This window comes from Streptomyces sp. NPDC012835 (assembly GCF_042900885.1).
In the GTDB taxonomy this organism is placed as follows: domain Bacteria; phylum Actinomycetota; class Actinomycetes; order Streptomycetales; family Streptomycetaceae; genus Streptomyces.
Window position 1 is genome coordinate 104,596 of record NZ_JBIBBW010000004.1, and the last position, 14,747, is coordinate 119,342.

At 71.2% G+C, this 14,747-nt stretch carries 11 protein-coding genes and 1 pseudogene; 6 read left to right on the forward strand and 6 right to left on the reverse strand.

Annotated features, from left to right (window positions below; genetic code table 11):
- Window positions 1-63 precede the first annotated feature (63 nt).
- Window positions 64-702: an N-acetylmuramoyl-L-alanine amidase gene (locus ACFY6S_RS18680; RefSeq protein ID WP_388818678.1), complete on the forward strand. Its 639-nt coding sequence runs from the start codon at window positions 64-66 to the stop codon at window positions 700-702.
- Here ACFY6S_RS18680 and ACFY6S_RS18685 read toward each other — a convergent pair.
- From ACFY6S_RS18685 to ACFY6S_RS18710, 6 genes are all read right to left on the reverse strand, one after another.
- Window positions 681-2,591 carry a DUF2264 domain-containing protein gene (locus ACFY6S_RS18685; RefSeq protein WP_388818681.1) on the reverse strand — a complete coding sequence of 637 codons (1,911 nt, stop codon included), beginning with the start codon at window positions 2,589-2,591 and terminating at the stop codon, window positions 681-683. The two genes, ACFY6S_RS18680 and ACFY6S_RS18685, sit on opposite strands and share 22 nt — an antisense overlap.
- Window positions 2,588-3,628 carry a hydroxyacid dehydrogenase gene (locus ACFY6S_RS18690; protein ID WP_388818683.1) on the reverse strand — a complete coding sequence of 347 codons (1,041 nt, stop codon included), beginning with the start codon at window positions 3,626-3,628 and terminating at the stop codon, window positions 2,588-2,590. Before ACFY6S_RS18690 ends, ACFY6S_RS18685 begins: the two co-directional genes overlap by 4 nt.
- 45 nt (window positions 3,629-3,673) lie before the next feature.
- Window positions 3,674-4,594 (reverse strand): carbohydrate ABC transporter permease, encoded by a 921-nt coding sequence (locus ACFY6S_RS18695; protein WP_388818686.1) that lies wholly within the window; start codon window positions 4,592-4,594, stop codon window positions 3,674-3,676.
- Complete coding sequence (locus tag ACFY6S_RS18700) at window positions 4,591-5,628, reverse strand: carbohydrate ABC transporter permease (protein WP_388818689.1); 1,038 nt, start codon at window positions 5,626-5,628, stop codon at window positions 4,591-4,593. The genes ACFY6S_RS18695 and ACFY6S_RS18700 overlap by 4 nt, the downstream gene beginning before the upstream one ends.
- 65 nt (window positions 5,629-5,693) lie before the next feature.
- Window positions 5,694-7,049: an ABC transporter substrate-binding protein gene (locus tag ACFY6S_RS18705; RefSeq protein ID WP_388818693.1), complete on the reverse strand. Its 1,356-nt coding sequence runs from the start codon at window positions 7,047-7,049 to the stop codon at window positions 5,694-5,696.
- Between the two features lie 101 nt (window positions 7,050-7,150).
- The gene (locus tag ACFY6S_RS18710; protein WP_388818696.1) at window positions 7,151-8,320 is read right to left on the reverse strand and encodes a substrate-binding domain-containing protein; all 1,170 of its coding nucleotides are present in this window, start codon (window positions 8,318-8,320) and stop codon (window positions 7,151-7,153) included.
- Between the two features lie 259 nt (window positions 8,321-8,579).
- On the opposite strand from ACFY6S_RS18710, the pseudogene ACFY6S_RS18715 reads away from it, so the two are divergent.
- From ACFY6S_RS18715 to ACFY6S_RS18735, 5 genes and pseudogenes are all read left to right on the forward strand, one after another.
- Window positions 8,580-9,668 (forward strand): annotated as a pseudogene (locus ACFY6S_RS18715) (family 43 glycosylhydrolase); the annotation flags it as partial.
- Between the two features lie 57 nt (window positions 9,669-9,725).
- Window positions 9,726-10,469, forward strand: a complete 744-nt coding sequence (locus ACFY6S_RS18720; protein ID WP_388819787.1) for a glycoside hydrolase family 43 protein — start codon at window positions 9,726-9,728, stop codon at window positions 10,467-10,469.
- 1 nt (window position 10,470) lies between these two features.
- A complete protein-coding gene (locus ACFY6S_RS18725; RefSeq protein WP_388818699.1) occupies window positions 10,471-11,883 on the forward strand; it encodes an RICIN domain-containing protein in 1,413 nt (470 codons plus the stop codon).
- Between the two features lie 237 nt (window positions 11,884-12,120).
- Window positions 12,121-13,905 carry a rhamnogalacturonan lyase gene (locus ACFY6S_RS18730; protein ID WP_388819789.1) on the forward strand — a complete coding sequence of 595 codons (1,785 nt, stop codon included), beginning with the start codon at window positions 12,121-12,123 and terminating at the stop codon, window positions 13,903-13,905.
- 32 nt (window positions 13,906-13,937) lie between these two features.
- On the forward strand, window positions 13,938-14,741 hold the full coding sequence (locus ACFY6S_RS18735) for a pectate lyase (RefSeq protein ID WP_388818702.1): 804 nt from the start codon (window positions 13,938-13,940) through the stop codon (window positions 14,739-14,741).
- The last annotated feature ends 6 nt before the right edge of the window (window positions 14,742-14,747 follow it).

Here is a 14,747-nt window from a genome sequence, read left to right on the forward strand (position 1 = left end):
GACCGCCACCATGGGTTCACGTCACCCGCACTCCCCCACGGCCATCTCATCCGGGAGACATCCTTGGAACCCCAGAGCGAACCCCAGAGCCCCACCCCGTCCCGCCGTACCCTGCTGCGCTCCGGGGCGTACGTCGGCGCCGCCGCGCTCGGTCTCGCCGCCACCGCTCCCACCGCGGCGCGAGCGGCCGGCCGGGACGTCGTCGCGTATCCGCCCACGCACTGGATCCCCGCCTCGGCCTCCAACTACACGGTGTCCAGCCGCCCCACGGCCTATCCGGTCGACTTCGTCGTCATCCATGTGACGCAGGAGACCTTCCCGGACGCGAGGAAGATCTTCCAGGACCCCGCCAAGAAGGTCTCCGCGCACTACATGGTCGCCTCGGCGGACGGCTACATCGGCCAGTTCGTACGGGAGAAGGACATCGCCTGGCACGCGGGCAACTGGGACTACAACACCCGCAGCGTCGGCATCGAGCACGAGGGGTGGGTGGACAGACCCGAGTACTTCACGGACGCGCTGTACTCCGCCTCGGCCGCCCTGACCGCCGCCGTCTGCGACCGGTACGGGATTCCCAGGACCCGCGACCGCGTCATCGCCCACAGCGAGGTCCCGGGCGCGACCCACACCGACCCGGGCCCCCTCTGGGACTGGGACCGCTACCTCCGGCTCGTCAAGGCTCAGCCCGTCAAGCGGACCTGATCGACCGTCAGCGGATCGAAGGCGATACGGGTCGTCGACCCGTCGTCCGCCCAGCGCACCTCGGCCGTGTCCCCCGCCACGCTCACCCCGCTCACCGCACCGGACAGCGCGGCGGCGCCCGGCTCCCCGGTGAGCGAGGCGAGGGCCAGCAGAATCGTGGTGCCCTCGGTCTCGCCGGTGAGCCGGGGGACCACGGCCCAGCGGGTGAAGGCCGTGCCCTGCGGGGCCCGTACCTCGTCGGCGGAGTGCCAGCCGTGCAGGGGGTGCAGGTCGGACCGCACCTCCTCGTCAGGGCCGGTCGCCCAGCCCGTCTGCCGTACCAGCGCCCCGGCGGGGGCGCCCAGTACACGGTGCGCCCGCAGTTCGTACCGGCCGCGCACCACCGTGACGCTCTCCACCCGCAGCCCCGGCACCATGGGCGCGCCGGTGCCGAAGACCGGGCGGTGCCAGGAGGCGGCCCACCCCCAGCCGTCACCGCCGCCGGCGCCCAGCGGACGGATACGGCGGCGGTCGCTGACGTTCCCCGCGATCTCCACCGCGAGATGGTTGTCCGCGACGTTCGCCGCGGCGGTCGGGCCGGTGCGGGTCGAGTAGGCGTGCCGGCTGTAGTGCGGATCGTCCCGCACGCCGGCCTCCCCCTCGTGCGGGCGGATGTGGTCGCTGCCGTGGTTGTGCAGCCGTACGATCCCGTCGGACCCGGTGGAGTGCACCAGCAGCCCCGGCGCGGACAGCGCGAGCACCCGGTCGGGGCCCTCGCTGGGCGCGGGCTCCTCGGGGACCGTCCACAGCGGATCGCCCTCGGGTGCGAGCAGCGCCACGAACGCCTTGGAGGCCCAGTACGGCGAGGCGGGGCCCGAGTAGTGCTGGAGCGTCGCGTCGTGCGGGCCGTGCCAGCCGAGGCTGAGCAGCCCGTCCGTGCCGGTCGCGCCCCGGTCGAGGAAGTAGCGCAGCGATCCGTTCACCAGCCGCCGGGAGACGCCGGCCGGCAGGGGGGTGTGGCCGGTGACGGCGCCCAGCGCGACCGCCGCGCCGGCCGCGAACCGGTAGGTCAGCGAGCGGCCGAAGTGGATCGGCGCGCCGTCGGCGCCGAACAGCAGGGAGAAGCTCTCCAGGTGTTCGCGCAGCCGGGCGCCGTAGTGCGCGGACCGTTCCGCGTCACCGGACAGATGCGCGTCGAGTACGGGATAGAGGTGCAGCGCCCAGCCGTTGTAGTGGTCGAAGGCGCGGCTGTCGCCGTCGGCGTACCAGCCCTGCCCCCGGTACCAGCCCTCCAGCAGATCGAGCGCCCGCTCCCTGGCCCGCGCCGTCTCCGCGTCGCCGCGCCCCACCGACTCCAGGAATCCGGCCACCGAGTACGGGAACAGATACCAGTTGTTGGGCGCCGGGGTGTGCCGCAGCGCGCCGCGCAGCCACTCCTCGGCGCGGTCCTGGACGCCGGGGTCGAGCCGGTCCCAGAGCCAGGGAGCGGTCAGCCGCAGCCCGATCGCGACGGAGGCGGACTCGACCATGGGCTGGCCCTGGACATGGTGGTCGAGGATCAGCGGCCAGGACTCGGTGTCGTCGCGTCCCGGGGTACGGGTACCGGCCGCCAGGCCGTCCGCGTACCGCTCCAGCCAGCCGTGCGGGTCCTTGCCGCCCGCGCCCGCCACCCGGAAGGCGGCGGCGAGGAACGTACGGGCGTAACCCTCCAGGCCGTCGGAGCGTACGCCGGAGCCCGAGGGCCGACCCGGCAGGTCGAGCAGGGCGCTGCCGGGGGTGGCCCACTGCCAGGCGGCGCGCAGCAGCCCGTCCGCGGCGGCCTCCCAGTGGGCGCGGGTGTAGCCGGTGTGCGGGCTGAGCGCGCGGTCCTCGGCGGGGAGTTCGAGGGGAGACGGAGAGGGAGTCGTCATGCGAGGAATGCCATCCTTTCGCGGGGTACGGGATGGGCGAAGCCGTCGCCGGCGGCCCAGCGGGTGACCTCGTCGACGGCCAGTTCGGCCAGCCGGCGCAGCTCATTGCCCTGGGAACCCGCGAGATGCGGGGTGATGAGCGCGTTTTCGCACTCCCACAGGGGGTGGTCGGCGGGCAGGACATCGGGTTCCGTCACATCGAGTACGGCCCGGATACGGCGCGCCCGGAGCGTGTCGACCAGGGCGTCCTGGTCGATGACGGCGCCGCGCGCGGTGTTGACGAGCACGCTGTCGGGGCGCATCGAGGTGAGCAGTTCGCGGCTGACGAGCCCCCGGGTGGCGGGCAGCAGGGGCGTGTGGACGCTGACCACGTCGGCGCGTGCGAACAGTTCGCCGAGGCCGACGGGGCGGACGCCGAGCGCGGCGGCCTCCTCGTCGGAGACGTACGGGTCGTGCAGCAGCACCTGGAGGTCGTAAGGGCGCAGCAGTTCGATGACGCGGCGGCCGATCAGCGAGGCGGAGAGGATGCCCACGGTACGGCCGTAGTTGCCGGTGTCCGCGGCGGTGAGCAGCGGCTCCTCCCGGCGGCGCGCGGTGCGCAGGTCGCGGGCGCGTTCCAGGGCGCGCTTGCCGGAGAGCAGGATCATCGCGACGGTGTACTCGGCCACCGGCAGGGCGTTGGCGGCGGCGGCCGAGGAGACCTCGATGCCGCGTTCCCAGCATGCCCCGGTGATGTGGCCGCGTACCGTGCCCGCCGTGTGGACGACGGCGCGCAGCCGGGGCGCGGCGGCCAGCGCGGCGGCGTCGAGGGGCGGGCAGCCCCAGCCGGTGACGAGGAGTTCCACGTCGGCGAGTACGGCGCGGGCCCGGTCGGTGGTGAAGTCGTCGAGAGCGGGCGGTGGTTCGAGGTCGCAGACGCCGCCGAGGGCGGTCATGGCCCAGGGGCCGAGGACGGCCGCCGCCGCGTCCGCGTGCATGGCGAGGGCGGCGCGCGGCCGGTGGCGCGGCCGGGTGGACGCGGTCGCTGTGGTGTCCATGAGACTCCTGGTACGAGGGTGGGGGGTGCGCCGTCGGTACGGGCGCTACTTGACGGCTCCGGCGGTGAGACCGGACTTCCAGAAGCGCTGGAGCAGGGCGAAGGCGAGGATGAGCGGAACGACCGCGAGCAGCGAGCCCATGATCACCACCGGGTAGTACTCGGGCGAGACGGACGCGGCACTGTTCCAGGCGTAGAGGCCGAGGCTGACCGGATACAGATCCTGGTCGGAGAGCATCACCATGGGGAGGAAGAAGTTGTTCCAGATGGCGGTGAGCTGGAAGAGGAACACGGTGACGAGGCCGGGGCCGAGCATCCGCAGGGAGACCCGCACATAGGCGGTCAGTTCGCCGGCGCCGTCCACGCGCGCCGCTTCGAGCACCTCGTCGGGGACGTAGCCCTGGCTGAAGATCCGGCCGAGGTAGACGCCGAAGGGGTTGAAGAGGACGGGGATGAACACGGCCCAGAAGGTGTTGACCAGGCCGGTGCCGGACGCCAGCAGATAGAGCGGCAGCGCGAGGACGGTCTGCGGGACCATCACGGCCGCGAGGACCAGGCCGAACAGCTTCTCCTTGTGGGGGAAGCTGTATTTGTCGAAGGCGTAGCCGCAGGCGATGGAGATCAGCCCGCCGATGGCGGCGCCGAGGACCGCGTACAGCAGGCTGTTGCCGTACCAGCGGGCGTACAGCCCGCCGTCCATGGCGAACAGGTCCTTGAAGTTCTGCACGAAGGAGAAGCCGCCGGCGGAGAGCAGATCGCTCTTGAACAGGGCGTCACGGTTCTTGCCCGACGCCAGCACCAGCCAGAGGACCGGCAGCAGGGTGTAGAGGACCGAGATGCCGACGACGAGGTTGACGACGGAGCGGCCGAGCAGGCGCGGGCGCAGCGAGGCCGGTGTGGTGCCGGCGCCCGCGCCGGGCCGGCGGGTGCGCGCCGGGGTGGGCGGGGCGGTGCTCGTCGCGCTCATCGGGCGGCCTCCTCTTGGTCGTTGACGCGGCTGGTCCAGCGGGTGACGAAGTAGGAGAGGGCGACGGTGCAGATCAGCAGGACGACCGAGGCGGCGGCCGCGAGGCCGTAGTTGTTGCGGGTGAACGCGGCGTCGTAGATGTACATGCTGGGCGAGAACCGTGCGCCGATCATCGGGGTGGACCAGCTGAGCAGCATCGGTTCGGTGAAGAGCTGGAGGGCGTAGATGAGGGTGAACATGGTCACCGTCACGAGGGAGGAGCGCACCAGCGGGGTCTTGACCTGGAGTGCGGTACGCACCGGACCGGCGCCGTCCACGACGGACGCTTCGATGACCTCGCGCGGTACGGCCTGGAGGGCCGCGTAGAAGATCACCATGTTGTAGCCGAGGTTGCTCCACAGCGCGATGTTCACGATGGACGGGAGCACGGTGTGGATGCCCAGGAAGTCGATCGTGATGTCGGCCTTGCCGAGCAGTTCGATGATCGGGCTGATGCCGGGCGTGTAGAGGTAGAGCCAGATGAGGGCGGCGATGATGCCGGGGATGGCGTGCGGCAGGAACAGGGCGAGCTGGGCCCACGCGCGCAGCCGCACCACCCCGGAGTCGAGCAGCAGTGCCAGCGCGAGGGCGCCGATCACGAGCAGCGGGATGTAGAACACGCAGTACAGGACGACGGTGCCGAGGCTGCCGAGGAAGGTCGGGTCGGCCAGGACGGCGGCGTAGCTGCGCAGTCCGACGAAGACGGTGCTGCTGGGGCCGAAGCCGAGGCCCGGGTGGTCCTCGCCGAAGAAGCTCAGCCGGACGGCGGTGGCGACGGGGATCAGGAAGACGGCGATCAGGAGGACGAAGAACGGGGCCATCAGGACACCGCACGCCACGAGTTCCCGGCGCCGGGCCGTCTTTCCGCCACCGCGCGCGGAGGTGGGGTCCGCGGGGGCGCCGGTGCCGGTCGCCGACGCGGCGGCGCCGCGCGGCGGCGGCCCGGCGGGGGCGGTGAGGGTGCCGGCCTGGGGCTCGCTCACGGGATTGCTCATCGGGTGTCACCTGCCTCTCTGCTGCTGGGAGGGCCGCCGGGGCGGCCGCGGGGCCGGTGTGCCGGTCATGTGGTGTGCTCGGTGGTGGCCAGGCCGAGGGCCTTGAGGTCGGGCATCGTGCCGTCCTGCGCCGCGCGGACGGCCGAGATCAGGGAGCCCTGCCCCCCGCTCACCCGGGCGAACCCGTCCTGCATGACCCGCTGGGTGGCGCTCGACCGGGGCCCCCACACCCAGCCGTCGCGGACCGTGTGCGCCTGTTCCTCGAAGAGGGTGTAGATGTCCTGGCCGCCGTAGTAGCCGCGGTCGAACGCGTCGCGGCCGACGGCGACCAGGGCGGGTGCGGCGGGGTACTGGCTGCTGGTGCCGCTGGAGAGGCGGGCGCGCAGCGCGTCGGGGTGGGAGATCTGCCATTCGATGAACTCCATGGCGGCCTCCGGGTGTCGGCTGTCCCTGGTGATCGCGAAGGTCGAGCCGCCGTGGGTGCCGACGGCGGGCCTGGCCGGGTCCCACTGCGGGAGCGGGGCGATGGCCCACTGGCCCTTCTGGCCCGGGCGGGCGTTCATCTGCGCGCCGGCGTCCCAGGCTCCGGTGAGCCGGGTGAGGACCAGGCCGTTGCCGATCTGGGCGTCGCTCTGGCGGCTGTTGACGGCGTTGGTGAAGACCAGGTCGTCGTCGATGAGGCGCTGCCAGTAGGCGGCGACGCGGCGGGTCTGGCGGTCGGCGAGCGAGACGTTCCAGGCGCCCCCCGAGGTGTCGAACCACTGGGCGCCGGCCTGCCAGGAGAACGCGGCGAACTGGGTGAAGCCGTCGGAGGGAAAGAGCACCAGGCGGCGGCCCCCGGCGGCGCGGCGCAGCTTCCTGGCGGTGGCTTCGAACTCCTCCCAGGTACGGGGCACGTCGAAGCCGTACTTCTCGAAGAGGTCGACGCGGTAGTGCATCACCATCGGTTCGATGTCGAGCGGCAGGCTGAAGATCCGCTTCTCGAAGGTGGTCAGTCCGAGGGCCTGCGGCAGCAGCTTCGCCCGCAGGCCGTCGCTGACCAGGCCGGTGATGTCACGGGCGACTCCGTCGATGGCGAAGCCGGGGACCTGGGGGTATTCGAGGGTGGCGATGTCCGGGGCGTTTCCGGCCCGGGCGGCGTTGCTGAGTTTCGCGTACCCGCCCGAGTCGCCGCCGGGGATCTGCTGGAAGTCGACCTGGACGGTGTCATGGGTGCTGTTGAACGCGTTCACGACCTCCTGGCTGCCGCGCAGCGCGGACCAGAAGGTGATGCGGGTGGCTTTCCCGCCGGTTCTGCTGATCTTGCTCGCGCTGCCCGATCGGGTGTCCGCGCCTCCCCCGGTACAGGCGCTGAGCGCGCCTGCCAGGGGGAGGGCGGCGATCGAGGCAAGCACGGATCGACGGCTCTGTCGACCAGGCATGGGCGCCTCCCGCGGCTCCGGTGTGAGACACGAGGAATCCTGATCGGCTGATCGGTACTGGTCAATAGATCGCTCAGAAGAAAATTTAAGCGGTCAAACGCTCATACTTTCGAGGGGGTTGACCGAATGGACGGCCCCGGCGTCCGCCCCTCCGCCGGGGCCCGGGTCGACCCCCGCACCTTCAGCCCCGGCAGCAGCTCGATCCTGCGCACGGGTCCGGCGGCGCCGGCGGGCCCCGCCAGCCGGTACAGCAGCAGTTCGGCCGCCGCCCGCCCGATCTCCGCCTTCGGCGGCGCCACCGCGGTCAGCGGGGTACCGCCCAGCGCGGCGACCACGTCGTCGTACGCCACCACCGAGCAGTCCTCCGGCACCCGCACTCCCTCCTCCGCGAGCCGCTGCACCAGCATCAGCGCGTCCACGTCACCGTGCAGAACGGCGCAGGTGGCGCGGCGCTCGCGCAGCAGCGCCGCGAGATCGAGCGGGGGCGCGGCGCCCTGTCCGGCCTCGGGCGGCGGGCCCGGTACCGCGTCCGGGGAGCTGAGCACCACCGACCAGTCCGCCACCTCCGTCCTGGCGGCGGCGATCTCGGCGAAGGCGGTGCGCAGGGTGCGCGCCGTCGGGCTGTCGTCGCGGGCGGCGAGCACGATACGGCGGTGCCCGAGCGCGACCAGGTGGTCGACGGCGAGATGGACCCCGTACCAGTGGTCGGAGCAGACCGTGTCGAGGGCGTGCAGCGCGCTGCCCGGCCGGGGCCGGCGCTCCATCAGCACGGTCGGTACGCCGACCTCGGCCAGCCAGCCGTAGTCCGCCTCCTCGGCGTGCGCGCTGCGCCATCTCGGGGCGATGAGCAGGCCGCGCGCGCCGCTCGCCAGTGCCGCTTCCACCAGGGGCCGCTCGGCTCCGACCGCCTGCGGCGCGATGTGCAGGGCGACCCGCACCCCGGCCTCCGCCAGCACCGTGCGGGCGCCGTGCAGCGTCTCGTACAGGTACGAGTGGCGCTCGGGCACCACCAGGGCGACCGGGGGCGCGTCCGGGGCCGCGCCCCCGGAGCGGGCGGCCGGGACGGCCGCCTCCGGCTGCGCGGCGCCGACCGGACGCACCACGCCGTGCCCGCGCCGCAGCCGCCCCTCCCGGGCCAGCTCCTCCACGTCCCGCCTGAGCGTCACCACCGAGACCTCCAGCTCGGCGGCGAGCGCGCTCACCTTGACGGACCCGCGCGCCTCGACCACCGCGAGGATCCGCTGCCGCCTGAGTTCGACCGGCTCTCGCATACTGTTCGGCCCCCTGCCGTACCGCTCCGTCGTATCGCACCGTCATACGGTGCGCTTGTTCGTTTGAATGCTTCGAATGAGCGCTTTGAGCGGCAGCATAGCGATCACCCGCTGCGAAGAGGGGCATGTTCCGGCCCGGCGCATCCCGTCACGCCCGTTGACCTCTCCGTAACACGCCCTTACGGTTTCGGCGTTCGGGATCACAGATGACGTTCGGTATACCGGACGCATCCCCCTCCGCCCCGAAAAGGGAGACTGCATGAGCCGCAGTGACATCCCCGGCCGCCGACTGGTACTGAAGGGAGCACTGGCCGCCGGTGCCCTGACGGCGCTGCCCGGTGTCGCCCACGCCGCCGACCGCACCGCAGAGCCCGGCGCCGCCCCGGTCGCCGCGCCGGGGCCCTCGTACCGCAACCCGCTGGTCGAACAGCGCGCCGATCCCTTCATCCACCGCCACCCGGACGGCACCTACTACTTCACGGCGACGGCGCCGGAGTACGACCGGATCATCCTGCGCCGCTCGCGCACCCTGGCGGGGCTGGCGACCGCGGCGGAGTCGGTGATCTGGAAGAAGCACACGAGCGGGGACATGGGCGCCCACATCTGGGCGCCCGAGCTGCATCACATCGACGGGAAGTGGTACATCTACTTCGCCGCCGGCCGCGCCGACGACGTGTGGAAGATCCGGATCTGGGTGCTGGAGAACGACAACCCCGACCCGTTCCAGGGGAGTTGGCGGGAGAGAGGGCGGATCACCACCGCCTGGGACACCTTCTCGCTCGACGCGACGACCTTCACCCACCGCTCCACCCGCTATCTCGCCTGGGCGCAGCACGAGCCCGACCAGGACAACAACACCGGGATCTTCCTCTCCGCGATGACCGATCCCTGGACCCTGACAGGTCCTCAGATACGGTTGTCCACGCCGGAGTACGACTGGGAATGCGTCGGCTTCCGGGTCAACGAGGGTCCCGCCGTCATCCAGCGCAACGGGCGCGTCTTCCTGTCGTACTCGGCGAGCGCCACCGACCACCACTACTGCGTGGGGCTGCTGAGCGCGGACTCGCGCGCCGACCTGCTCGACCCGGCGTCCTGGACGAAGTCCCCCACTCCGGTCTTCACCGGCAGTGACACCACCGGGCAGTACGGCCCGGGGCACAACTCCTTCACGGTGGCGGAGGACGGCAGGACCGACGTCCTCGTCTACCACGCCCGGCAGTACAAGGAGATCAGCGGCGACCCGCTGCACGACCCCAACCGCCACACCCGGATCCAGGAGCTGGGCTGGAAGCGGGACGGCTCCCCCGACTTCGGCGTCCCGGTGGCCGACGCACCGGCCACGGACGGCGCGGCGGCGGCGACGCGGTACACCATGACGGCCTTCACCAACTCCAGCGAATCCAACATGTACGTGTACGAGTCGGCCGACGCGCTCACCTACACGCTGCTCAGGGGCCCGGCGTACACCCCGCCCGCCGGGCTGATCCGGGACCCCAGCCTGATCCGGCACACCGACGGCCACTACTACATCGTGTACACGACCGACTGGACCGGGAACACCATCGGGATCGCCCGCAGCAGGGACCGGACGAACTGGCAGTACGTCACCCGGCACACCCTCGCGGTGAGCGGGCCGGCCCGTACCTGGGCGCCCGAGTGGTTCGTGGACGCGGACGGCAGTGTGCATGTCGTGGTCTCCCTCGACACCACGGACACCTACGTCTTCCGGCCGCATCTGCTGACGGCGACCGACGCGTCCCTGACCCGCTGGACCACCCCGCAGCCGGTGGCGGGGCTCGACCGGTCCAACTACATCGACACCTTCGTGGTGCGGCACGGCGGCAAGTACCACGCCATCACCAAGCAGGAGACCACCAAGTACCTGGAACACGCCGTCGCCGACCGGCTCGCGGGACCGTACACCTTCACCGGCACGGGCGACTGGGCGGGCTGGGGAAGCTGGCGCGAGGGTCCGGCGCTCGTCCGGCTGGACAACGGTGCCTGGCGGATCTACTTCGACGGTTACGCCGAGCAGAAGTACTACTACAGCGACAGTCTCGACGGGCTCACCACCTGGACGCCGATCCGGCAGTTGCCCGGACTCTCCGGTTTCGCCCGCCACTTCACGGTTCTGAAGGAGAGTGTGTGAGATGAGCCGGACACGTGCGCTGCTGCTCGCTTTCTGTCTCGCCGCCGCGGCGCTGCTGGGGGTGCCGGGAGCGGCCGGGGCCGCAGGTCCTGTGACGGTGCTCAGCGGCACCCAGTTCACCGACACCACGGGCGCGCCGGTGCACGCCCACGGCGGCGGGGTCATCAAGGTCGGCGACTGGTACTACTGGTTCGGCGAGAACCGCAACGCGGACAACACCTTCCGTTATGTCTCCGCGTACCGCTCCTCGGACCTGAAGACCTGGGAGTTCCGCAACCATGTCCTGACCCAGGCCACCGCCCCCGAGCTGGCCACCGCCAACATCGAGCGGCCCAAGGTGGTCTACAACGCGGCGACCCGGCAGTTCGTGATGTGGATGCACAAGGAGAGCGCGACGGACTACAGCGAGGCGCGGGCCGCCGTGGCCACCTCCTCGACCGTCGACGGCGCCTACTCCTGGAAGGGCAGCTTCCGGCCGCTCGGCACCCATATGTCGCGGGACATCACCCTGTTCACCGACACCGACGGCACCGGCTACATGGTGTCGGCCGCCCGGGAGAACTACGACCTCCAGATCTACCGGCTGACCGCCGACTACACCGCCGTCGACACGCTGGTCGCCAACCCCTGGCCCGGCGGCCACCGCGAGGCGCCCGCGCTGTTCAAGCGGGGCGGCGTGTACTTCATGCTGACATCGGGCGCCACCGGCTGGAACGCCAACCAGCAGCAGTACGCGACCGCCACCTCGATCGCCGGGCCGTGGAGCGCGATGCGCAACGTCGGCGACTCCACGGCCTACAACTCCCAGACCGCGTACGTCCTTCCGGTCCAGGGCGGCTCCACCACCTCGTACCTCTACCTCGGCGACCGGTGGGGCAACTCGTTCGGCAGGACGGTCAACGACTCGCGGTACGTCTGGCTTCCGCTGGCCTTCCCGACCAGCACCTCCATGACCATGGACTGGTACCCGGAGATCACCGTCGACACCGGTACCGGTACGGTCGCCGGCTCCGGCGGCCCCTACGAGTCCCTCACCGCCCGGCACAGCGGCAGGTGCGCCGATGTCCCCGGCCAGTCGATCCTCGACAACGTCGCACTCACCCAGTACACCTGCAACGGCGGTGGAAACCAGCGCTTCTGGTTCAGGGACGCGGGCAACGGCTACGTGCAGTTGATGGGCCGTCACAGTTCCCTGTGCCTGACCGAGACGGCCTCGGACGTGCAGCAGCGGGCCTGCGGCACGGCGAGCGAGCAGCAGTGGCGGGCGACCGCGACCGGTGGTTACACCACCCTGACCTCGCGCGCGAGCGGGAAGTGCCTCGACGTGGCCGGCGCCGCCACCGCCGACTCGGCCCGGATCATCACGTACGCCTGTTCCGGTGCGAGCAACCAGCAGTGGAGCCGCTCCGGTTGAGCCGGCGTCGCGGCCCCGGGAAACCGGGGCCGTCCGGCGGCAACCTTTTCCGCGCGGGCGGCGACTGGGGGGCGGAGGGAACACCTCCGCCCCCCACCCCCCGGAGGACAACCCGTGCGGTCGCGACCCCACTCGTACAGAACCCGACCGGATCATCCGCCCGCGGCGCGCGGGCCGCTGCGCCGCCGCTGGACGGCGGTGGCCGTACTCGCGCCGGCCTGCGCGCTGCTGACCGGCATGGTGGCCCCGCTGTCCGGCGCCGCCGAGCCCGCGCCGCGGCTCGCGGCGGCCGCGCAGCTGGAGCGGCTCGACCGGGGCCTGGTCAGTGTGCACACCGGCAATGACAACCTGGTCAGCTGGCGGTGGCTGGCCACCGACGCGGACAGTGTGACCTTCAACCTCTACCGGGGCTCCGCCAAGGTCAACACCCAGCCGATCACCACCACCAACTATCTGCACAAGGATGTGCCGAACTCGGCGGACTACACGGTGCGCGCCGTCGTCAACGGCACGGAGCAGGCCGCCTCCCCCAGCGCCGTCCAGTTCCGCTCCGGCTACTTCGACGTACCGATCCAGCCCCCGGCGGGCGGCTCGGACTACACGTACGAGGCGAACGACGCCTCCGTCGGCGACCTCGACGGCGACGGCGATCTGGACATCGTGCTGAAGTGGCAGCCCACCAACGCCAAGGACAACTCCCAGTCCGGGGTCACCGGCAACACCGTCATCGACGGCTACACCCTCCAGGGGCAGCGGCTGTGGCGTATCGATCTGGGCCGCAACATCCGCTCCGGCGCGCACTACACGCAGTTCCAGGTCTACGACTACGACGGCGACGGCAGGGCCGAGATCGCCATGAAGACCGCCGACGGCACGGTCGACGGCACCGGCAAGGTCATCGGCAACGCCTCGGCCGACTACCGGAACTCGTCCGGGTACGTGCTGGACGGGCCCGAGTATCTGACGGTGTTCGGCGGACAGAGCGGCGCGGCGCTCAGCACGGTCGACTATGTGGTGCCGCGCGGCACGGTCTCCTCCTGGGGCGACTCGTACGGCAACCGGGTGGACCGGTTCCTCGCCGGGACGGCCTATCTGGACGGCGCCAGGCCCTCGCTGATCAGCGCGCGCGGCTACTACACCCGCACGGTGATCGCCGCCTGGGACTTCCGGGGCGGTCAGCTCACCCGCCGCTGGACGTTCGACACCAACAGCTCCACCAACACCGGCAAGGGCTACGACGGCCAGGGCAATCACGCGCTGGCGATCGGGGACGTGGACGGCGACGGCAAGGACGAGGTCGTCTACGGCTCGATGGCGGTGGATGACAACGGCGCGGGACTGTGGACGACGAAGAACGGCCACGGCGACGCCGCCCACCTCGGCGACCTCGATCCGTCGCGACCGGGGCTGGAGTACTTCAAGGTGGACGAGGAGTCCACGAAGCCCTCGTCGTACCTCGCCGACGCGAGGACCGGCCAGATCCTGTGGCAGACACCGGCGTCCGGTGACAACGGGCGCGGCGTGGCCGGCGACATCTGGGCCGGCAGCCCCGGCGCCGAGATGTGGTCGGCGGCCGACGGTTCGCTGCGCAGCACCAGTGGGGCCGCCCTCGGCCGCAAACCGTCCTCGGCCAACTTCCTGGCCTGGTGGGACGGCGACCCGGTGCGGGAGCTGGTCGACGCCACCAGGATCGACAAGTACGGCCCGTCCTCCGACACCCGGCTGCTGACCGCGTCCGGGGTGCACTCCAACAACGGCACCAAGGCCACTCCGTCGCTGTCCGGCGACATCCTCGGCGACTGGCGCGAGGAGGTCGTCTGGCCGACCACCGACAACAAGGCGCTGCGGATCTACTCCACACCGTACGAGACCGACCGGAAGATCACCACACTGCTGCACGACCGGCAGTACCGGACGGCCCTGGCGTGGCAGAACACCGCCTACAACCAGCCGCCGCACCCGAGCTTCTTCATCGGCGACCAGATGCCGACGCCGCCGCGGCCGGCCGTCACCACCCCGTGAACATCCGCACTCACCCCAAGGAGCGTCCTCAGATGCCTCGTACGACGGAACGACCCGGCCGGCGACGGCAGGTGATCGCCGGCGGCGCCGGCGCCCTCGCCCTCACCCTCGGCGCGCTCGCCACCGGGCTCACGCTGCCCACCGCCACGGCCGCCACCTGGCCTTCGGCCAACGGCAGCGAGGCCGTGAGCGCCACGAAGAACATCAGCGGCAGTGTGGACGGAGGTATGAAGCGCTACTACGGCACCGGAGCGCTCGGCACCGGCGGGCAGAACGAGGACCAGGACCCGATCTTCAAGCTCGCCGACGGCACGACGCTGAAGAACGTCATCATCGGCGCCCCCGCGGCCGACGGCATCCACTGCTCGGGCAGCTGCACGCTCCAGAACGTGTGGTGGGAGGATGTCGGCGAGGACGCGGCCACCTTCCGGGGCACCGGCAAGACCTTCACCGTCACCGGCGGCGGGGCGCGCAAGGCCGAGGACAAGATCTTCCAGTTCAACGGCGGCGGCACGCTGAACATCTCCAACTTCGCCGGGCAGGACTTCAAGACCTTCGTCCGTTCCTGTGGCAACTGCTCCAGCCAGTACCAGCGGACCATCAACGTGACCAACACGGAGATCACCGCACCGGGCAGTGTGATCGGCGGGATCAACACCAACTACGGCGATTCGCTGACCCTGCGCGGGATCACCATCGTCGGTGACAGTTCAAAGAAGATCGTCCCGTGCCAGAAGTACATCGGGAACAGCACCGGCGCTGAGCCCACGAAGAACGGCACCGGTCCGGACAGCACCTACTGCAAGTACAGCGCCTCGGACCTCACCTACAAGTGACCCGGG